This is a genomic window from Rhodocytophaga rosea (assembly GCF_010119975.1).
Lineage (GTDB): Bacteria > Bacteroidota > Bacteroidia > Cytophagales > 172606-1 > Rhodocytophaga > Rhodocytophaga rosea.
The window spans coordinates 1,490,800-1,512,887 of the sequence record NZ_CP048222.1; the positions used below are offsets into that span (position 1 = coordinate 1,490,800).

Annotated in this window: 15 protein-coding genes; 6 read left to right on the forward strand and 9 right to left on the reverse strand. The window is 41.7% G+C overall.

The window, feature by feature from the left end:
- Positions 1-23 precede the first annotated feature (23 nt).
- Positions 24-1,142 (forward strand): twin-arginine translocation signal domain-containing protein, encoded by a 1,119-nt coding sequence (locus GXP67_RS06325; RefSeq protein WP_162442362.1) that lies wholly within the window; start codon positions 24-26, stop codon positions 1,140-1,142.
- A gap of 151 nt (positions 1,143-1,293) precedes the next feature.
- Here GXP67_RS06325 and wrbA read toward each other — a convergent pair whose 3' ends face one another.
- Positions 1,294-1,902 carry an NAD(P)H:quinone oxidoreductase gene (gene wrbA / locus GXP67_RS06330; protein WP_162442363.1) on the reverse strand — a complete coding sequence of 203 codons (609 nt, stop codon included), beginning with the start codon at positions 1,900-1,902 and terminating at the stop codon, positions 1,294-1,296.
- Between the two features lie 205 nt (positions 1,903-2,107).
- Here wrbA and GXP67_RS06335 point away from each other — a divergent pair, with 205 nt between their 5' ends.
- The 4 genes from GXP67_RS06335 (at position 2,108) to GXP67_RS06350 (ending at position 7,131) form a co-directional block, all read left to right on the forward strand.
- The gene (locus GXP67_RS06335; RefSeq protein WP_162442364.1) at positions 2,108-4,186 is read left to right on the forward strand and encodes a cation:proton antiporter; all 2,079 of its coding nucleotides are present in this window, start codon (positions 2,108-2,110) and stop codon (positions 4,184-4,186) included.
- Between the two features lie 522 nt (positions 4,187-4,708).
- The gene (locus GXP67_RS06340) at positions 4,709-5,155 is read left to right on the forward strand and encodes a MarR family winged helix-turn-helix transcriptional regulator (RefSeq protein ID WP_162442365.1); all 447 of its coding nucleotides are present in this window, start codon (positions 4,709-4,711) and stop codon (positions 5,153-5,155) included.
- Positions 5,156-5,265: 110 nt separating this feature from the next.
- A complete protein-coding gene (locus GXP67_RS06345; RefSeq protein ID WP_162442366.1) occupies positions 5,266-5,868 on the forward strand; it encodes a YceI family protein in 603 nt (200 codons plus the stop codon).
- Positions 5,869-6,024: 156 nt separating this feature from the next.
- Positions 6,025-7,131 (forward strand): alkene reductase, encoded by a 1,107-nt coding sequence (locus GXP67_RS06350; RefSeq protein ID WP_162442367.1) that lies wholly within the window; start codon positions 6,025-6,027, stop codon positions 7,129-7,131.
- A gap of 47 nt (positions 7,132-7,178) precedes the next feature.
- On the opposite strand, the gene GXP67_RS06355 is transcribed toward GXP67_RS06350, so the two are convergent.
- The 7 genes from GXP67_RS06355 to nudK all read right to left on the reverse strand — a co-directional run bounded on the left by GXP67_RS06355 (position 7,179) and on the right by nudK (position 13,890).
- Entirely contained in the window at positions 7,179-7,772 is a 594-nt protein-coding gene (locus tag GXP67_RS06355) for an IS630 family transposase (protein ID WP_162441765.1), read from the reverse strand.
- Positions 7,773-7,777: 5 nt separating this feature from the next.
- A complete protein-coding gene (locus GXP67_RS06360) occupies positions 7,778-8,272 on the reverse strand; it encodes a helix-turn-helix domain-containing protein (RefSeq protein ID WP_162441766.1) in 495 nt (164 codons plus the stop codon).
- A gap of 392 nt (positions 8,273-8,664) precedes the next feature.
- Positions 8,665-11,322: an ABC transporter permease gene (locus tag GXP67_RS06365; protein ID WP_197901650.1), complete on the reverse strand. Its 2,658-nt coding sequence runs from the start codon at positions 11,320-11,322 to the stop codon at positions 8,665-8,667.
- A gap of 91 nt (positions 11,323-11,413) precedes the next feature.
- On the reverse strand, positions 11,414-11,761 hold the full coding sequence (locus GXP67_RS06370; RefSeq protein ID WP_162442368.1) for a PadR family transcriptional regulator: 348 nt from the start codon (positions 11,759-11,761) through the stop codon (positions 11,414-11,416).
- Positions 11,762-11,899: 138 nt separating this feature from the next.
- Complete coding sequence (locus GXP67_RS06375; RefSeq protein WP_162442369.1) at positions 11,900-12,829, reverse strand: nucleoside hydrolase; 930 nt, start codon at positions 12,827-12,829, stop codon at positions 11,900-11,902.
- Positions 12,830-12,906: 77 nt separating this feature from the next.
- Entirely contained in the window at positions 12,907-13,269 is a 363-nt protein-coding gene (locus GXP67_RS06380) for a DUF4406 domain-containing protein (RefSeq protein WP_162442370.1), read from the reverse strand.
- A 48-nt stretch (positions 13,270-13,317) separates the two neighbouring features.
- Positions 13,318-13,890, reverse strand: a complete 573-nt coding sequence (gene nudK, locus GXP67_RS06385) for a GDP-mannose pyrophosphatase NudK (RefSeq protein WP_162442371.1) — start codon at positions 13,888-13,890, stop codon at positions 13,318-13,320.
- Positions 13,891-13,954: 64 nt separating this feature from the next.
- Here nudK and GXP67_RS06390 point away from each other — a divergent pair, with 64 nt between their 5' ends.
- Positions 13,955-14,707 (forward strand): DeoR/GlpR family DNA-binding transcription regulator, encoded by a 753-nt coding sequence (locus GXP67_RS06390; protein WP_162442372.1) that lies wholly within the window; start codon positions 13,955-13,957, stop codon positions 14,705-14,707.
- A 57-nt stretch (positions 14,708-14,764) separates the two neighbouring features.
- Here GXP67_RS06390 and sov read toward each other — a convergent pair whose 3' ends face one another.
- Entirely contained in the window at positions 14,765-22,009 is a 7,245-nt protein-coding gene (sov, locus tag GXP67_RS06395) for a T9SS outer membrane translocon Sov/SprA (protein WP_232065000.1), read from the reverse strand.
- Between the last annotated feature and the right edge of the window lie 79 nt (positions 22,010-22,088).

A 22,088-nucleotide genomic window follows, 5' to 3' on the forward strand; every position in this document is an offset into this window, starting at 1 on the left:
AACTAATCACTCTAACAATTGCCATGAAAACGCACAAACCATCCAGAAGGACATTTATAAAACAATCTACAGTTGCTGCCGGAAGTTTGCTGCTTACCAGTCAGTTTGGCTTTAATATCATGGGTAAAGCAACTAATCCCGATAATGAAATTATTGGGCATGGAGAATACCGGTATAAAGTAAATAAGCAATGGGGCGTATTAGATCCTTCTAAAACTCCGGTGTTTAACTGCCACGAGATGGTGCAAGACTCCAAAGGCCGGTTGATTATGATCAACGATGAGGTAAAAAACAATGTCCTTATTTACGACAAATCCGGCAAGCTGCTCGATTCCTGGGGTACCCGTTACCCCGGCGGTCATGGACTTACTCTTTCTGCTGAAGGTGGAGAAGATTTTCTGTTTATTGCCGATTGCGGCTATTTTCTGGGCAAAGACAATAAATGGCAGGCACAAGCCGGTGAAATAGTCAAAACCACCACAGATGGGAAAATGGTATTTGCTTTAGGTCATCCGTCTACCATAGGTATTTACAAACCGGAAGAGAAGTTCCAGCCAACAGAAATTGCCGTAGCTCCCAATGGTGATTTTTATGTGGCCGATGGATACGGTTCTGATTATATTATCCAATACAACCATCAGGGAAAATACATCCGTCATTTTGGCGGACATAATAATGCTAATCCGGAACACAATCTGCAAAATGCCCATGGTGTAGCCGTAGACCTTCGCAATCCAGCAGCGCCTAAACTAATCTGTACCTCCCGGACTGAGAATGCCTTTAAATTTTTTACGATGGATGGCAAGTATATCGAAACCGTAAAATTGCCCGGATTATTTGTATGCCGGCCGGTAATGGATGGCGAAAATTTGTATGCCGGTGTATGCTGGTCTACTTCCAGAGAAACCGGAAAACGAATAGATAATTCTGGTTTTGTAACCATTATGGATAAGAATAACAAAGTGATTTCTAATCCTGGAGGCAGTGAACCAGAATACAAAAAAGGCGAACTACAAACCGCTTTTCAGGAAGGCAATATTTTTTCCCATGGCCACGATGTGTGTGTGGATAATGATAAAAATCTGTATGTGTGCCAGTGGAATGCCAATAAAACCTATCCGGTAAAACTGGAACGTGTGTGATAATGCTAGAAAAGAATTATCTGATCAAATAATATTGAACAAGGAATGTTGAATACAGAAGCCTGGAAAAACTCCCTTCAATATTCTACATTCCTTGCTCCTCTATTTATGATTCAATAAAAGCATTGTAAATTTCTTGATTTTGTTCAGCTTACTTCTTCCCATTCACAAATTGAGCCGCTACTTCTGCCACCCTTTTTCCCTGAAAACGGGCTGCATTTAAGGCTGTTTCATCTGGTTTGAGGGTTCCGTTCTGGCTCACGAAAGTAGAACCATAAGGCGTACCCGACTGGAACTGAATAGGATCAGCATACCCCGGACCTACAATAATAGATCCCCAGTGATAAAATGTATTGTTCAAGGCCAATATAGTACTCTCGTGTCCACCATGGGTAGTAGCAGCGCTGGCAAAAGATGAAGCTATTTTGTTTACCAGCTTTCCTTGCCCCCATAAAGGACCAGTAGAATCAATAAATTGTTTAAGCTGAGCAGCAGGCATTCCATAACGGGTAGGCGCACCCAGAATAATGGCATCTGCCCATTCCAGATCAGCAAGAGTGGCTTCCGGTATATCCTTCGTTTTCTGTAAATGCTCAGCCCATCCTTTGTTAGAATCAATGGCTTCTTTAGGAGCCAGTTCTTTTACTTTAAGCACACGAACTTCTGAACCTGTACTTTTTGCGCCTTCTTCTACTGCACGGGCCAAAGTATAGGTAGTACCGGTAGCACTATAATAAATAATTGCAACTTTAACAGCCATTTCTTATTAATGTTTAAAGGTTAAAATTTCATCCAAATGCATGTATATACAATTAAAGTATATACTAATAAACATATACAGTGTTTAGCTCTATACGGATCGTGCGTGAATTTGATACTTTAGCTATTAATAATTATTAACTTTCGACCTATTCTTTTACGTATACTGCCTATATCGCCTACCTTATTTTACAATACAGATACCTATGCCATTATTAAATGTCACCTTTGAATTACCATTAAAAGAACCTGTTTTAGTATTCTCATTAGTATTATTTATTATTCTGCTGGCTCCCCAGCTAGCCAAGAAAATTCGCCTACCCGGCATTATCGGACTTATATTGGCAGGAGTATTAATCGGGCCAAATGGATTTCACCTGCTCAACCGCGATATTAGTATTGTGTTGTTTGGCACAGTAGGTTTATTATATATCATGTTTATTGCCGGACTGGAGATAGACATGAATGACTTTAAAAAGAATCGCAACAAGAGTGTAATTTTCGGTGTATTATCATTTCTATGTTCGCAGATAGGTGGTTTTGTAGTTGCCTATTATATGCTGAAATTTAGCTTGCCAGCCTCTATATTATTTGGCAGTATGCTCGGTTCGCATACCTTACTGGCCTACCCGATTGCCAGCAAATTAGGCATATCGAAAAGCCGTTCTACCACCATCGCTGTAGGAGGTACTATTGTAGCTGATTTGCTTTCACTTTTAGTATTAGCCATTATTGCCAATTCGGCCCGTGGACAATTGAACTCTGCCTTCTGGATCAGGCTGGTGATTTCTCTGGCCATTTATGTAATAGTCGTTGTATTTGGGCTTCCCAGGCTGGGCAGGTGGTTTTTCAGAAATGCTGAAAGTGAAGGAGTTTCTCAATATATTTTTGTACTTGCCTCGGTATTTACTACTGCTTTTCTGGCCGAAGTAGCCGGACTGGAACCAATTATTGGCGCATTCCTGGCCGGACTAGTATTGAACCGCCTCATTCCGCATACTTCACCCCTAATGAACCGGATTGAATTTGTAGGTAATGCGCTGTTTATCCCTTTCTTCCTGATCTCGGTGGGTATGCTGGTAGACCTCAGGGTACTTTTATTAGGAATAGATGCCTGGGTAGTTGCAGCTACCATGATTGTAGTTGCTATTTCCGGAAAATGGCTGGCCGCTTTTATTTCGCAGAAACTATTCGGTTATTCAGTAGAAGAAAGAAATGTAATTTTCGGCTTAACCAATGCCAGAGCCGCCGCCACACTTACGGCTGTTCTGATCGGATATGACCTGCAGATATTGAATGAAAACGTACTGAATGGCACTATCCTTATGATTCTGGTCACCTGTGTAGTAAGTTCGCTGGTGGTGGAAAACCAGGGCAGAAAACTTGCAATTACTGAAAGTCAGCAAAAACCGGATTTAAGTGCATCTCCCAACCGGATTCTGGTTCCTATCTCCAATCCGGCAACCATCGAGCAATTGATAGATTTTGCTATCCTTATCAAAGACCGCCATTCTGAAGAACCTATCTATCCTTTAGCAGTGGTAAAAGATGCGGATGATACCCAGGAAAAACTGGTAGCCAGTAAAAAAATGCTGGAAAAAGCCATTCTGCATGCCTCTGCCACTGAACATTCGGTTCAACTGGTTTCCAGAATAGATGTAAACATTGCCAGTGGGATTTTAAGAGCCATCCGGGAACTGATGATTACGGAAGTGGTGATCGGGTGGAATGGGAAAGTAAGTACCCGGGAACGGATTTTTGGAAGCGTCCTCGACAATCTATTGCTCGAAAGCCAGCAAATGATTATGGTGTGTAAAATACTGCATCCCCTCAATACAATGAACAGAGTGGTAGTAGTTGTTCCACCCAATGCCGAACTGGAAAAAGGTTTTTCCGGCTGGATACATAACCTAAAACTCATTGCCAGCCAGATTGGAGCAGATGTACATATAATGGCCGGAAATAGTACCAGTTCTGCCTTGAAAAATGTAATGAACCAGACCAAACCTGCCGTAACAGTTACCTATGAATTGTTTGAAAACTGGGACCGTTTTGCTGAACTGGCTACCAAAATTACCACAAATGACCTGTTTATGGTGGTAAGTGCCCGGCATACTACCCTAGCATACCATAGTTTTCTGGATAAGATGCCAAAACTACTGGCCCGCCATTTTGACCCAATCAGCTTTGTGATTACCTATCCACAGCAGCAAAATGCAGAGGCTAATACCTTATTAATAAATGGCTCTGGAGAAGGAAAAATGATTGAAGTAAATGAAACATAAAAACAGCCGAAGTACAGATAGGTTTTCTATATTTCAGCTTCGCTTTCCGTTATTCTCTAACACCAAATCTATTGTTTGGTAAGTTTTACCATATCATTATCACCAGCCGTATTTTCCCAGGTGATGCTCATAGTGCCATCTGTATTCAGGTACCATTTACCGTAAATCATTCCCAAACTTATCCTGGAAAGCTTTATCCCGAAATGGTGCCCTCACACAGATGAATAGTTACCTCAGGTTTTGAACCACCGTAACCACACCTGTTGTATTGCCAATGACCGCCATTAATTCCATCTGATTTATATGCAGAACCATGCCTTTTGCTGAATAGTGGAATTAATTCTGCGGATGGCAGGGCCTGATTATTAAAGATTGAAGGGCAGAGTTTAAGAAAAATAGATGAAAATAAATGCGTTAAATCTGTATGGATTAAGTTCTACTCTTCATCCTTTACTCTCTGATCTCTAAAAAAATGTATAGACAATATTTGTATATACAAATATTTTGCTTTATCTTTGTGATATGAAAATCGAGGAAGAAATAAAACAGGACAAATTTACCAGCGAGTTTGAAAAAACGTCGGTGAATATTCTGTTTACCAGCAGTTGGTTACATTCATTATTAAGCAGCGCTTTAAAACCCTATGGCATTTCTGTTCAGCAATATAACGTACTCCGCATATTAAAAGGCCAGTGTTCAAAACCTGCCATGCTTGGTTTGATTCAGGAACGGATGATGGATAAAATGTCGAATGCAACCAGGCTGGTAGATAAACTGATAGAAAAAGGCCTGGTAGATCGCAAACAATGCCCGATGAATCGCAGACAGGTAGATATTGTCATTACAAAAGAAGGATTGGCTTTAATAGAGAAAATTCAACCTGCACTTAATAAAATTGATCATAGCTTTGGAATTAACGATGAAGAAGCCAGAATCCTGAATCAGCTATTAGATAAATTCAGGTCGTAATTTTTTTTGCCCAAATATATGTATATACAAATAATGTAATTACATTTAAATTTATTAAAACTTAAGTTCTAAATCAATAACCCTTCAATTCACATTAAATAAAAATTCGTATGAAAAAAACAGTCCTGTTTGTAGCCCTGGTTATAGTAGCTGGCGCCAATGTACTTGCTCAAAACTCAACCTGGAAACTAGATGCCGCCCACTCCAAAGTGGGATTTAGCGTAAGCCACCTGGTAATTTCTGAAGTAGAAGGCAAATTCAATAAATTCGATGCCAAAGTAACCAGTACCAAACCAGATTTCGCAGACAGTCAAATTGAATTCACTGCTGACATCAACAGCATTGATACTGATAACGAAGACCGGGACAAGCACCTGAAATCACCTGATTTTTTTGATGTTGCCAAGCATGACAAGCTTAAATTTGTAAGTAAATCTTTCAAAAAAGTAAGCGAAAATACTTATAAAGTAACTGGTGATTTAACAATTAAAGGTGTAACCAAACCTGTAACCCTGGATGCAGTATATGGTGGTACCGTAAAAGATCCGTATGGCAATACAAAAGCAGGTTTTAAACTGACCGGTAAAATTAACCGCAAAGATTTTGGCCTTACCTGGAGCGCATTAACTGAGGCCGGTGGTGCGGTTGTAGGCGACGAAGTAAACCTGGTGGCCAAAGTTGAATTACAAAAAGAGCAATTAGCCAGTAAATAAACCTGATCATAAGTCCTTCTCCTATGCAAATAAGCTTTCATGTTTGCTTGCAAGGAGAAAACCACAAATTAAGATATTTTTTTAATCAAATACATGTATATACATTTATTGTTTATACACTAAAATTATAAATATAAACTATAACTATATATAATTATGACAACTCCAGCATTATTAACGCCCTATACACTTGGATCATACCAGCTAAAAAACCGACTGGTAATGGCCCCTATGACCAGAAGCAGAGCCGGCAAAGGAAATGTTCCTACCGATTTAACTGTAGAATACTACACACAACGGGCTTCTGCCGGGCTCATTATTACTGAAGGTTCGCAAGTTTCGCCACAAGGGGTAGGATATGCTAATACGCCAGGTATTTATTCAGCAGAACAAGTAGAGGGCTGGAAACAAGTTACAACAGCTATTCATAATAAAGGTGGACGTGTATTTTTACAACTCTGGCATGTAGGCCGGGTATCTCACTCTTTGTATCATAATGGCGAGTTACCGGTAGCCCCTTCTGCCATTGCCATTCCCGGACAGGTTTATACAGCAGAAGGGCTAAAAGAGTATGAAACACCCAGAGCCTTAGAAACAACTGAGGTTAAAGATCTGGTAGAGCAATTCCGCCAGGGAGCCATTAATGCCAAAGCTGCCGGATTTGACGGCGTTGAAATTCATGGGGCAAACGGATATATTATTGAACAATTTATTGCCGACGGTTCTAATCAGCGCACAGATGAGTATGGAGGATCAATTGAGAACAGGGCTCGTCTGGCATTGGAAATTGTAGAAGCTGTAGTAGGGGTTTGGGGCGAAGGCAAAGTAGGCATCCGGTTTTCTCCCAGCAATTATTACAATGGTATCTCTAATTCAGATCCAGGCAGCATATATGATTACTTACTCAATGAACTGAACCGTTTTCCATTGGCCTATGTGCATTTAATGGAACCTTTAGCTTCCTTAGAGAAATTCCCGCACTACATTAAAGAAGTAGCTGCCCGTTACCGGAAAATCTACAAAGGCACCATTATCAGCAATGGCGGATATACCTTTGAAAAAGGAGAACAAACAATTTCTGAAGGCACTGTTGATTTAGTTGCCTACGGCAGCCTGTTCCTGGCTAATCCGGATTTACCGAAACGTTTTGAATTACAAGCGGCTTTGAATACCCCTGACCGGGCTACTTTCTATGGCGGTACTGAAAAAGGATATACGGATTATCCGTTCCTGGAAGAAGAGGAAGTAGAAATAAGCCGTTAATATATTTGTTTAACATTTGTGATTACTTATACCAAATAGGGCGAAGGCTATTCCATAGAGGTTGTAATCTTGCTGATGGCTTCTAAAATGTAAGGGTATCCGGTTAGAGAGGCGATCTGTCTTTGCCCATAACTTTTAGCCGTATTAGTGATCCAGGCTTCCAGTTCTTGTTCATGGCTGAAGTTGTGAAAAGCTACTTTGTTTTTCATATCCCCCCACAGCCTTTCGACCGGATTGAGTTCAGGGTTGGAAGAAGGTAAATACACCAGGCGGATATTTTGGGGCACTTGCAAGGCTTTTGCCCGGTGATAGCCTGCTTTGTCTACAAAGATAAACTTGAACACTTGCGGTTGATGGCGGCTAAACTCCTCAAGCATATACTCAAAGTAAAGCGTGTTAACCTGTGGGGCAGTAATAAAGAAGTGATCTCCTGTCAGCGGTTCTACCAATCCATAGCAGTAGCGGTAGATGAAGCGGTGCTGATAGGCTCCTACCGGTTTTATGCCGGCAAGGGTGATGGCTCTTCTCAAAACAGTCATCAAACCAAAGCGGCTCTCATCCTGATAGTACACCTTCCAATGGCTGACTACCCCTTTGGCAGCCAAAGGAGCATAGTAGCGCTGTAAGAGGAAAGTGAGCACCAAGTTTAGTTTTTTTTATACTTCTGCTCATAGGCTAGATCCTTTTTCAGGTTGCTCTTTCTAACCACTTTCAGCTTTGCCCCCAGCTGTCGGTGGACAAACCAATGTACATGCTCATAGCTCAGATCAATGCCATGCGCCGTGTGCAACCACTCATGGATTTGCTTATAAGAAGTAAAATAGTTGTTTGGATCAGCAAGCTTTGCCTTCAACTGCTCAAGTACTTTACCTGCAATCTGTGATGCCCTTTTGTGGCCGCCCGGATCTATCTGAAGACAGGCTTGCAGCCCTTTCTGTTTGTAAAGCCGGAACCACTGGCCCACTGCATGACGCTCATAGCCTACGGCAGCAGCTATTTGTCCATACGCTTTAGCCTGCCCACTCTTGTAGAGGTAAAAAGCCCGCAGTCTGGCTCCGGCTAGCGGATGGGCTATTTTTTTGCTCATCTTCAGCAACTGCTCGGCACTCTCGATGAGCTCAGTTTTGGTTACTCTTCCCATACTTGATCAACATATAACATCTATGGAAGGTTCTTTATACTATTCGGTATTAGAAGTAGAAAAGCCAGTTGAAGTTCAACCGGCTTTTCTGTTTAGAGCATGTTTTAATAGTATATTTTAAGAAGAAAGTTTATCAAAGAAGAATACCAGATAATACAAAGATTCTATGCATGATGGTCCGAAAAAACAGCGGGCAATGCGTTGGGTGCGCGTGGGGAAGCATTGACAACTATATTGGTTCTCTTCGGCTCTCGCCTCGAGAATTCTTGACTTTTCTTTGCTTACTTTCTTTGTGTCAAGACAAAGAAAGTAAGGACGGCGTAAGAAGAAATAAGAAGTATGTATTCCAAGATAAATTCACTATCAGATTGTAAGAACGAAATAATCAGATCTTATTCCGACCTCAGATTTTTCACCGGATTTACCAATGCCGCCCGGATAGCCTGATAGCTGATGGTAAATAAGGCAATTAATAAAGCAGTGAGACCGGCAAACACAAATATACTCGCACTTACCGGTGTCCGGTAGACAAAATCTTCGAGCCATTTATTCATCATATACCAGGCAATAGGAACAGCAATGGCAAAAGAGATGAGCACCAGTTTCACAAAGTTGATGGTAAGTAAGCTGAAAATATTCTGTATAGATGCCCCTAATACCAGCCGGATACCAATTTCCTTGCTTCGTTGCTCTACCATAAACGACGACAGCCCATATAAGCCGAGACAAGCGACTATAATGGCCAGAATGGCAAAACTGCTGAACACCCTTCCAGCCCGTTGCACATCTTCATACATTTTTGCAAAACTCTCATCCAGAAATGTATAGCGGATAGGCTGGTAGGGAGCTACCTCTTTCCACACTTTTTGCACAGCTTGAAGCGCACCCGCCATATCGGTGGTTTTTACTTTTACAGAAACAACAGACGGGCTATTTCCTAAGGCCAGTACCATCGGCTGTATGCTGTCTCTCATTGATTCAAAGTGGAAATCTTCTATTACGCCTATGATCTGCCAGGTTTCCCAGTTCTTAATCCGTTCCTGCGTAGGATTTTTAAAGCCCATTTTTTTCACCATCGCCTGGTTGATGATAACCGCCTGCGAATCGGTAGCCATTTGCGCAGAAAAGTTCCTCCCTTCAATGAGTGTAATGCCCATGGTTTGGAGATAATCCTGATCTACCTGCCAGAACTGTGCGCTTACCTCCTGATCTGCATTCGGGCCACTTTCTCTATGGAATCCATTGCCATTCCGCTTGGTCCCTTTGATAGGCAAATAATCACTTACACTTACATGTTTTACCTCTGGCAAGCGCAATAATTCTGTTTTTAACGTTTGCACTTTTTCTCCCAGTGTATGTACCCCTTGCAGCAACACAACCTGATCTTTATCAAACCCGATTTTTTTGTTCATGATATAATTCATCTGCCGGTAGATAATAAAAGTACCTATAATGAGTACAATAGAGGTAGTGAACTGAAAGATCACCAGTAAACTTCTGGTATTAGAACTTTTGCTTCCCCGGCTTAATTTCCCTTTCAGTACATCAATCGGTTTAAAGGCAGACAGGTAGAAAGCAGGATATAAACCGGCTATTATGCCAATTACAACCGCTGCACCAATCAGTATAGGAAATAGCCACCATTCCATCCAGGGCAGAGAAAGCGATTTGGCTGAAAGGGTATTAAAATAAGGCAATAATAACACTGCCAGTAGTATACCTATGGCGAAAGACAGAAAGCTGAACAGCATAGATTCGGTGAGAAACTGCTTTACAAGGCTGCTGCGGAAGGAACCTACCACTTTACGGATACCTACTTCTTTGGCCCGGTTAGCCGATTTAGCTGTAGAAAGATTGATAAAGTTAATGCAGGCAATAATGAGGATAAAGGCTGCCACCGCCCCGAATATCCACACAAAACGGATGTCCCCATGGTTTAACCGATCTTGAATTTTATCAGATTTCAGGTGTATATCTGTAATAGGCTGCAGAGAAAAGCTTGCTTTTTTTAATAATTCTTCCGGGTTTGGCGCTCCCTCTTTTTTTAAAAGCGGCAGGTAGTAATTTGTCAGAATAGACAACAGCTTTTTTTCAAGTTGCCTGGCATCTGTATCTGGGCGTACTACGATATACGTAGGATAGTTAGAAGCCCCCCAGTACGTCTGCTCTCCCGGCCAGAACTCCCGGCTAGTCATGGTAATTAAGAAATCATACGTTAAATGAGAATTGGCAGGGAAATCTTCAAATACCCCTCCTACTGTAAATGGATTCTTCTCATCATTATTGAGGATCATTACTTTACCCACCGGATTTTCGCCTGGAAAAAATTTATCCGCTTTGCTCTTAGATAGTGCAATTGTATTAGGTTGAGCTAAGGCATTTTTACGTTCGCCATACACCATAGGTACCTTCAGCATATCCAGCATTTGCTGATCCGCATAAGTAAATCCTTCCTCATAGGTATTCTCTAATACATCCACCCGTCTGATCTGATTACTTCCGGCACCAAACAATTCACTTGGGTTCAAACGTCCCACTCGCTCAATTTCGGGATAATCTTGTTTTATAGCAGTAGCAAAAGGGGCTGGCCAGGCAACTCCTTTTTTTATTTCTCCATTATCATTATAAACTTGAACTACTCTGTAAATGCGGTCTTTATCCGGAATGTGCTGGTCGTAACTGAGTTCATCCCGTATAAATAAACTAATGAGTAAACAGGCAGCAATTCCTAAGGCAAAACCGCCGATTTTTATAGAGGAATATGTTTTGTGCTTGAACATATTCCGCCAGGCAATTCTAAAGTAACTTTCAAACATATCAGCAAAATTTGAGTGGGTGGATAATGATTTCCGGATGGCAAACGGACGAAAATAATGCAGTACCTGGTAATAATAATTGAGTTTTGCACGGTAGACAGAACCAGCCTTCAATCTGGCGTAAAACTTTTCATCCAGATCACCTAATACTTCTTCGGCAATATCCTCTCTCAAAAAACCAAGAAGGATACGCTGTGCCAGTCTGGGTGGAATATGGTTTGATCTATTTGACACTGGTTATGGATGTTATCAGTTTAAATAAGGGAACTCCCCAAACTGAGGAGCCTTTAAATGGATTTACTGTCTTAATTATAGCTAAGTAGTATTACATAGAACCACCAAAGTTGAGTTTATTGGCAAATGCCGGATACTGGCTCCACAAGGACATACGAAAATCTCTGGCGGCTGAAAGTGCCTGTTGTCCGTAGGCGGTAATGGTGTAAATGCGTTTCCGGCGGCCACCTCTTTCAGCAGTAGCTTTTCCCATATCCGATTTTACAAATCCTTTTTCTTCCAGGCGGGTGAGGGTAGAATGTACTGCCCCAATGGAAACTTCCCTGGAAGTCTGGGATTCAAATTCTTCTGCAATTTTAAAAGCGTAGGCTTCTTCTCCCAGAATACCTACAATGAGCAGAATCACTTCTTCAAATTCTCCTAGTCGTGTTTCAATCATTTGTTACTAAATTGTAGAACTAATATATACAAATCTTTTTCATTTGTTCTACGATTTAGTAACAAATGTTTTTAGGACGTATAGACGGCAGGAAAAAACAGATGAATGGTTTGAGAAAAATATTGGATATATAGCAGGCTAACGTTTCAGTTGCTGTAACACATACTGATAGAATCGTTCTTTATTGACATGGGTAGCCATTTGTACCCATTTTCCAGAACCAGGCTTCCTGAAAGTTTGCCCAGAATTATGGCCATTTGGCTGTATTTCCAGCTCCACTTTTTCGAGCACAAATGCATCAGGAATACCCAGGTAACTGGCAGCCAGAATATCCCACATAAAATAGGTATACTCGTAGGAAGGGATGGTATCAATAGTCGTAGCCCAGAACTGACCAGCCAGATTAGAAAGCGGATAATCGGATTGCAAAGCCAGTATTTTCAGAAAGCCCATGGAAACAGGCACCATATTGGTTACATCCAGCGGAATCAGGACAAGCGGCAACTGGTAGGTAAGCAGTTTATGTGACGAAACCGGGTCCCAAAATACATTCCATTCTGCAGAGCCATCATGGTTATACGTACGCACATTTCCGGGCACATCCACGGCACCTCCCATCCAGATCACTTCGGCAATATTTTGCAGGATGCTCTTATCTTGTTCAATAGCAAATACGAGGTTAGAACAAGGTCCGGTTAGAAGGATGGTAACAGGCTGATCAGAAGACCGAATTGTGTGTACCAATACATCTACGCTATCCTTTATTTGTCCTTGCAGGGAAGTATCAATATTTATCAGACTGGGTAAAGCATTCAATACTTTTGGTTTAGCACGCCACTCGGCCGGAAATGCATTGATGCCATAATAATTTCCTGCACCGATTTGCATATCAGTTTTTCTGGCTAAGGTGAGAAGTTTATAAGTGGTTTCAATCGCATTTTCCGGATAGCAATCGGCAGGCGTAATGGAAATAGCTTTCAATTGAATATGATCCATGGTAAGCAATAGCATCAGCGAAAGCAGATCATCTACCGCACCATCGTGATCGAAAATAAGGAGTTTGCTCAAGTGAATTCAGGGTTAGTTGAGACCTGAATGTATAGAAAAAGGGAGGAATAGAAAAGCTATCTGTCTTTTTTTCCATTTTAAAATCGCACCTGTTCCACAGAAGTAAATACTGGTTTGCCCATTTCTTTGGCCAGAGATACCATCTGATCGGCACCCTGTGAAGCGCCGCCTGTCCGAAGGACACCATCGCAATTTGCCAGCAGATCAATGGCTACCGGATGAAAAATATCAGTGAATACAGAATCGCCAATTTTTGTAGAGCCTGCCGTTTCAATCAAGGATAAGGCTATCCATTCCCCTACCATGGGTAAAAAACCTGCCTGTAATACTTGCAAAGCCACCTGGTTCATATGTTGTAAATTAGCAGCAATTTTATTAGAATCATCGCCTGTTCCGGAGCGGTATGGGCCGGCCACCAGTATCATTTTCTTATTGGACATGTATCTTGGATAATAAAGATTGGAGATTGGAATATGTAAATCTAACTTCTAAAGAATGTTATGTAGTTGAAGATACTGTATCAGCATAATGGTTTTGCCGTCCATAATTTCGCCGGATGCTACCATTTCTATAGCTTTGGCAAAAGGTAATTCCAGAACTTCTATCTCTTCGTCATCTACGCCTCCTCCCCCATTAATGCGGTCTTTTTCGGTATATTCGGCAATGTAGAAGAATAACCTTTCAGTTACTGAGCCAGGACTCATATAGGCTTCATACACTTTTTTTACCGATGAAATCTTATATCCGGTTTCCTCTTCTACTTCCCGTTTGATGGCCACTTCCGGCTGATCCTGATCCAGCAGTCCGGCACAGGCTTCTATCAACATACCGGAATGATTGCCATTTACATAGGTTGGAAGCCTGAACTGACGGGTGAGAATAACAGTCCGGCTGACCTGGTTATACAGCAGAATCGTAGCGCCATTCCCCCTGTCGTATGCTTCCCGGGACTGGGTTTCCCAATGACCATTTTTACGCTGGTAATTAAAAGTAATCTTTTTTAACAGGTACCAGTTATCAGATAAAATTTTTTCTTCACAGATTTGGATTCGTTCGTTCATAAATCGTATTTTTGATCGTTTTTGTTCTTTTATGATTATTTATGAACAAATAAAACACATTTATATGAATTTTCAAATACGTAAGCAAATAATTTTATCTGCTGTAGAACTGGAAGGAAGTGTAGAAGTAAAAGAATTAGCCGAAAAGCTCCAGACTTCAGAAATTACAGTGCGCCGTGATTTAGCCGTTCTGGCAGAAAAAGGGCTATTATTCCGGACGCATGGAGGTGCTGTAAAAGTGAGTCTAGCCAAAGATCCGGTAACCTTTGCGAATAAAGCTGCTACAAACTATGCTTCCAAAGAACATATTGCCCAGCTGGCTTCTCAGCAAATCGTTGAAGGGGATACTGTTTTTATTGATTGTGGCAGTACCACTTTTTTGATGTGCCAGTTTATCAGGCATTTGTCTATAAAGGTAGTAACCAATTCATTGCCGGTGGTGAATGAACTCATGGGCTCCTCAGTACAGGTGAATATTGCAGGTGGCGAACTGGATGCCAAGAGGCAGGCCATACATGGAGTGATGGCTATCGAACACCTGAAACGCTATAAAGTTGATAAGGCATTTATAGGTGTAGACGGAATTTCACTAAAATATGGCCTGAGTGCTAATGGTGAAAAAGAAGCCTCTATTACACTGGCAGCAGCCAGTATCGCTAAGCATGTCTATTTACTCTGCGATTCGAGTAAACTGGAGAAAGAGAAATATTTCCGTTTTGCCCCTTTATCGCTTATTCATACATTAATTACTGACCAGCAAGCGCCACAGGAAGTATTACAAGCATACAAGCAAGCAGGTTTGCAGATATTGTCTTGAAACAAAAAAGAAGAAAGTATAAGCTTTCTTCTTTACAAAAATATCATGTACCCAATTTTACTGGCTCAGGCTATAGCGTACCTGTACGCCAAAATTGGTTTCTGCCCGGCGGAAAGAACTGGAAATTCTGGGTTCATTAATATTTCGTTCAAAATACATCTGCAAATTCAATCGCTGGTTTACGGTATAATTGATGGCTGGTTTAAGTTGGACACCTAAGTTTCCGGCTGTAACTGTGCTTCCTTCAGCCTCTGAACGAGTTATTGTTTTACTATCCCGGAGCGTAAAATCACACCTGAAGTTCAGGTCATTTTTCAGCACTACATTCTGTCCCTGTATTTTAAATGGAACCCGCACATTATTCTTCGTAAACCCAACTCCTACCACAAAATCTTTATTCCTCATCTCCATAAAATTAGGACTTGCCGACATACTCAACTGTAAATTCCGTTCCTGGTTGTATTCTACCCGTACTGTAACTTTACTCTGCGTACGGAGATTGATACCTACCAGCGGAGCAAATCTTTCTGTAATGGTTACCTGGTCAATAATATAAACCGGAATGTATGTACCTGTATCTTGTTTTAAACTTGCCAATGGGTATGTATTTTTTCCACCATTCAATTGAACCGCATCAGTTCCATATTCCAGGGAGGAAGTATAGTTGCGCACTGCAAAGTTAGAAGTATAACTATGGGTGATATTGACCGAAGAAAACAGATTCTTAAATATTTCCAGCCTCGACAAACCGGCATAATCTACCCGCCAGTTGGGCATCGGTATGGATATAAATGGATTAAGGCTCACCTTATTTGGATCTTTTCCGGAATATGCCGCAATAAAGGCCGGAATGGCTACATCTTGCGAGTTTTTCAAATAAAAACCATCTGACTCATTAATCGCCTCCAGTCTGTCCTTAATAATTCCCCGGTTGCTAAGGTACTCCCTAAATACACTGGATTCATTCTGGTTGTCATCTCCTTTAAATGCAGTAGCAATAGAAATAAAGGATATTGAAAAATTACCGGTTTTTACAGGATTTTGGCTAAGGAAATCATTAGCAGTAGAATCAAATCTGTAGAATTCATTATAATCCATCATCTTTATGCGCTTCGCATCCAGCTGGATTTTAAAATCCCGGAAGGGCTCAAGAGCCGTCCTGATATTCAGGTTTTCCGTAATATTCTGGCTAAACTGGTCATTGAGCGAGGTACTTCTCGACAGTAAGCCTTGTGCTGCCATTTTAGTACGTATTGATGCATCCTGGCTGCCCAGCACAAATGGAATTCCCGGATTGGTAAAAGAGCTATCCAGGCCAAAAAATCTGGGTGTACCCAAAAATCCTGGCAATATGGTTCCTTCTTCAATGGAATAAGTCACATTTATATTCCGTGCGGTCATGAGCACACGCAACAAACCTTTTAATACTTTCAGATCTGGTGGCCTGTCAACCGTATCTTTTGCTGCCGGTTTATTCTGGTTTTGCGGCTGCCGGAGATTATTCGAGGTCCGTTGCGGTTGAGGTGCAGGTGTGTTAATGGCTTTCAGAAACTTCACCTTATTGTATAAGCGTGTCAGATCAATACGGCCATTTACCGAACGGTCACGGGTATTTTGCATGGTATTTCCAAAGAAAACCCCATTTGTATCAACGGCAGCCAGAGAAGCCGCAAGCCAGTTATATCCGGCTGAATATTGCACATTAGCATCGAGCCAGTCGGTGAATGGAAACTTATCTAAAGGCAATTTATAGGTAGCTGTAACCCGCTGGCTAAAGTTTTTCATCCGGCCCAGCCGTTTGATATTGGCTTTTAAAGAGTCCCGTTTTGTAAAACCAGGCCGTAATTCCTCATTGTTAATTTCACCCTCCGGCTCATCAATTAAGGCATTAGCCGTAGCTGAATAGTCGAAGGTCAGGCTTTTAGTCAGATTCCATTTTACATCGTAGAGGCGGTTGAATGTAAAATACTTTTCATAAGTAGGTAAAATTCCAAACGTAGTCAGGTCGGAACTCCGGAGCTGAGTTTTGGTAAAAGTCCTATCCAGATCACCACGCACAGTTATGCTGCTGGGCATCAGGCTGAAATTAAAATCCTGCAACCATTTAAAGTACGGCGAACTCAGGAATTTTATATTTTTAAACGGTTCAATAGGTTTGGCTGAGCTATTGAAACTATACGCCAGTCCGCCTTTATAATTCTTCTGCAAGTATTGCTCCGTCAGGACATTGGTTTGTAAAATATCGCTGTAGGCATAGGTAAATGACAAGTTTTCAATATCATAGAAATGGCTTTTGGCATCCGGATTGGTTTTTACTTTTTGTACATTGGTAAAGTTTATGCTTCGCCTGGTGGTATTATCTTCTACCAGCGTTCGGTACGAATCTTTATCTTGCCCCCGGTCGCTTCGTAAGGAATTAAGTGCATCTTTCAGTTTCATATCCGGATCTAGGGGATTGAATCTGGGTGCTATTCTCATACGCTCATAACTAAGCAACATCGGAATTTTAAGTCCTAACTGGGAAGGCAGTAGTTTGTCCAGATTTACGGTAGAGGCAACATCCCACTGCGTAGTATTTTCCCTGGCTCTTTCAGAAATCTTCTGTTGAATACCTCCAAACCCGTAGGTGGTATGCCTGGCCGTAGCTGTAATAGTAGCAAAGTCAGCCAGCTTTGCACTAACTCTTGCAGTTGCCGCCCAGCCACCCTCCTGATCGAAGCCGGAAGAACGCAATTCATTGGCCCATACACATACCGTTTTTGGCCGGTTATCCCCTGGAGAAGCGGGATTTCGAACGCCGATCATCAGGGTTTGTACCGAACTTAAATCCGGATTCCCAATCACCCGAACTGTATACCTGTTGTTTTCGCCTCTCGGTTCACCGTAAGGGACAATCAGGCTAAAGTTATTTTTATTCCGGTTTGCTTTCACTTCTACCAGATCTGCAAAAGCAATGTCAATTTCATTTTCTTCCGGCCAGATGTCCCTTTCAGTGGAATTTAGTGCTGTTAAATTTTGCCGAGATAAAGTGAGGGGAACTTCAATTTCATAATAGTTTTCAGTAAAGTCAGTTCCCAAACGTATAAAACCAGTAACTTCTCCAGCCTCAAACTGATCCCGGCTGTCGGCATGGAAGAACATTTTTAGCCTTTTGTAATTGATCAGATCCAGGCTTACATTTTTGAAAGCAGCTCTGGCATCTTTATCATTTAAGTCTTCCACACATAATCTCAATGATTGTTCATTGAGCGGACGGTTGTTCTGGGTAGTAATATCCCGGTCACGAATAAATCCTGGTGGCACTTTATATGGGCTGGTACTGTTACTTCCTCCCTGGCTATTTTCTTCAATATTTACGGTAGACAATGTAAAATTGGCATCATTGGGCTCTAAAGGCTCCTGTAATCCTTTATCATACATGGTCTGGGTATAAGGCCGCCACTGATTGGATACCAATTGATATTGAGCAAAACGTAACACTACCGGCTGTTCAAAATTAGTAAGAAACATGCGCATAAAGCGGATAGACTTAAAGCCATTGATACTACCTACTCTCTCTGGGTTTTCCCGGATTGGAATCCTAAACTGATACCAAGTTACTGTTTCAGTACCAACAGGTGCATCTACTTTATCTACAATATATCCCTCTCCTACTTTTAACTTGCCATCCTGGAGAGGAATTTTATATTGATAATAAGCTTCCAGTTCATTCAGCGTATTATCCGTATTCAAATCTTCATTATCTGGATAGGTAGAGGAAGCAGGAATCACCTCACCACCGCCAGCCTCCGGGGAGTTATTTTCCATACCATTATAATTCTTGTAGCGCTCCAGAATCTTGGCATCCTGGGCATCATAAGCAGGATCAAGAAAATATTTAAAATCATCGCCAGAAGGATCATTTGCAATACCAGTAGCTTGAGGATATTTAGAAACAAAATCACCAAAATAAGAACTCTCTGTGGCAGAATTTAAACCATCCAAACCAAGGTCTTGCCGGGCACGGCTGCCAGGATCAGTGCTAAAAGCATTGGTTAAGAATTGTTTAGTAGTAACCCGGCCCCAGTCGTTTTCAGCTACATCTTTTTCGCGGTCATCTGCTACAGGCAAACCATTCTCAAAAGCATGGCGGCCATCTTTCATCACATCCTCTGATATGCTGCCCAGATTAATATATAAATCTCCTCCTTTATCATTATTTATACCTCCATTAGGCCCTCTACCGTCTATTACCCGACCTTTATCACCCTTTATAAATGGGTCCATCAGCCAGAATTCGATATATTGTATATTGGCATTGTCGAAATCAATATCATAGGTCATTGCTCTCGTAATAGACGCCCAGCTCTTTTTGGGATCGTCCAGCGTACCATCTTCCTTCAGATTTGGATTATAATTATACATACCCCGTTCTGCTGGGAAAAAGGCCAGGTCAAAAATAGATTCATTTAATGGTAGCTGGTAATTGGCCCTGTTTGGGAAAACTTCCTGGGGTGCTACAGCCCGTACGTAATGGTTTTGTTTATCTTCGCTGGTAATATTAGAAGGATAATTTGCGCCTCCATCCCGGTAAAATATATTATCTACATTATACCAGGCTAATTTAGCTCTGCGGTAGGTAGATGTAAGGCGATTATTTTCATCATATGCCATTTGAGGCAATTCTCGTGTGGGCTGTGGCGTAGAGCCGAGTTTCCAGCGTTGCTGGGGTAAACGGGTTAGGTCGAAAGGTGTTTCGGCCCCTTCAAAGTCATCAATAAACGAGTTATTCTGAGCAAGTGGTGCTACAGCAGGAAATAATTTGGCATACTCTCCGCTTACGTTAATCGTTGACATTTCTTTGGTCTCCAGGAAAGGCAGTTTGTCAATTAATCTGGTCAGGAAAAGGGATTCTTTACGCAGATTGGCATCTACTCCGAAAATAGCATTATTAGTAGGTTCATTTCCTAATCCCACCCTGGTGAGCAGAGGCCGTTCCTTCAATTTCATAAAGGTAGAACCAATGATAAAATCTTTATTTACCATATAATCCAGCCTGGTACCCAGCAGAAAACGCTGCTGGTTCTGGAACAGATCAGGCTTTTCATATTGGATATTAATTTCCCGTCCTGAATTCTGGATACTCTCATTAATAATGCGGACTTTCTGCCCTTCTATAATATAATCTTGTCCTAATACCAAAGGTACGCCCCCGGCTGTAACGGTCATGGAATTTTCATCTGCACCTATGCCAGGAATCATTACTTCGCTGGAAGCTGAAGATTGCAGGCTGCCTTTCAGGAAAAACTTATTTTTATCCGCTACCTGCTGTGCCTCTTGTTTGGTAGAACGGTAGAGTGTAGTAAACACATACTTATTTACCAGCGGAAGCTCAGTTCCAGGATCAATCCATGGACTTGGTGCCTGCCTCGGCCGTCGTACAGTAGGTGTAGTAAGATAACTCCCAAAAGGTTCCAGAACTGGGAAAATAATCCGTCCATATCGGCTGTCAACGGTAATTCCCTCAATAAAATCAAAGTTCCCATCAATCTGGGGATCATTCTGTGGGTTAAGCTGATCTAACTTAAACACCTGCACCAGCGGGACATCTTTTGTGTTTCTTCCTTCCTGCAAACTTGGATTATCTACCCCTGTTAAGTCATCTTTATAGATCACCCGTAGCTGAAAGCCCTGCCGGTTAATCTGTCCGCTGCCCAGGGAATAAATGTTTTTCATCATCAGGTTCCATGTAGGCAGATCAACCCGCACGGTAGAAGGCCGGAGTAATTTCAGGATAATTACCTCATCTTCAGTACGGTTCTGGTAATCCTCAGTGAGTTCGCCTACTTTGTATTTTCTACCCTGGTAGGTATATTCATAGGCGACAGCCAGTACTTCATCGTTCCGCAAAGGCGTATTGAGTGATATATAACCTAATTGTGCATTAAATACAAACTCTGTTTCTGATAATCTGCGAGAAGCACGGATGAGTTCATAGTCTTCCCCTTTCTGTAAGCCAACTCCATCCAGTATACCACTCGTATTATCTGCCTGCCTAATACTAGCATTTCCGGTAACTGCAGCAAAAAGTCCATTGGCATTGTTATCAGCTTGTCTGTTTCCACTAATAGGAACCATTACTCCCAGGCTAGGCTTATAAATTTTGCTAGTTTCCCCCAAATCCAGTAAACCGACAATATTGCGGAGTGTAGAAGTATTATTATTCCGGTTAGTTACGTATACTTCCACCCTGGTAATAGTAACATTAGAAGAAATGGCCGGAATAGTACGTAGGGAAGATTCATAACCATCACGAAAAAACTGAGACAAAAAGAAGTGACGGTTGTCTTCATAATCACTGGCCCGGATTTCGAACTTGCGGGTCTGCACTCCTCCTTTTACCGCTACCTGGTCTACACTGGCCCGTTGGTTGGCCGCAATAGAAGTTACATTTAGCCTGCCAAACCGGAGCTGTGTTTTAATACCAAATAAGTTCTGGGCACCAGTAATCAGGCTGCTGTTTACAGGCATGCTTACATTTCCGGCTTCTATTTTCTGAATAATGTCTTCTTCATACCCGGTATATTCCAGTTTAAGGTTCTGTTCAAACTGGAAACTGGCTTTTGTATCGAAGTTGGCCGTCATCTTCATCTTCTCCCCCACCTGGCCAATGGCATTCAAACTTACCTGCTGATCAAAGTCAAATAAAGGCACCCGTTGCTGCCGTACCGGAATATTCGGATTCTGTACCCGCTGGAACTTTCCGCCAAAATCGAGTAAAACAAATCCATTGGTTTTAAAATCAATATAATTTCCGCCAAAAATCCGGTCGAATACCGGGCTAATGCGGATCGTTGGAAATAAAGACCGGCCGGTTACTTCACTTTTTCCATCTGCTGCAGCCGCTTTCGCCCGCCAGTAATCTCTGGCCAATCGTTGGTCCTGATAGCGGGAAAATTCTTTATAGGAAAGCGAACTGGCCGGACGGTAATCTAATTCCCCCAGTTTTTCGTGAATTGTAATATTACCGGCTGAATCGGCCTGAGTTTGTATTTTTACACTATTTAGCGAAGTAGGAAACAAAGGAGACGTTAACAACGTACTGGAAAAAGGATTCCCATACCGGTCGCGTGAGAAAAAACTAGGTCCACGACGAGCCGGAAGGGTAGGCAAGCTATCTTTTTTAGTGGAATCTGATGGTTCAATAGCAGGCGTCTGGTAGTAAAAGCTATTGCTTTTTGCCTGTGCCTGAAAAGCCACCTGAGTAATCAGGAAAAAAAGTATACTGCCTGCAATGAAAATATAATGCGTACTTCTGAACAAGTGCGTTGTTAATAATTAAATTCTGATATTTCTAAATGAACTGATACAAGAGGTAAAAATCAGGTGGCCAAGCTTACAG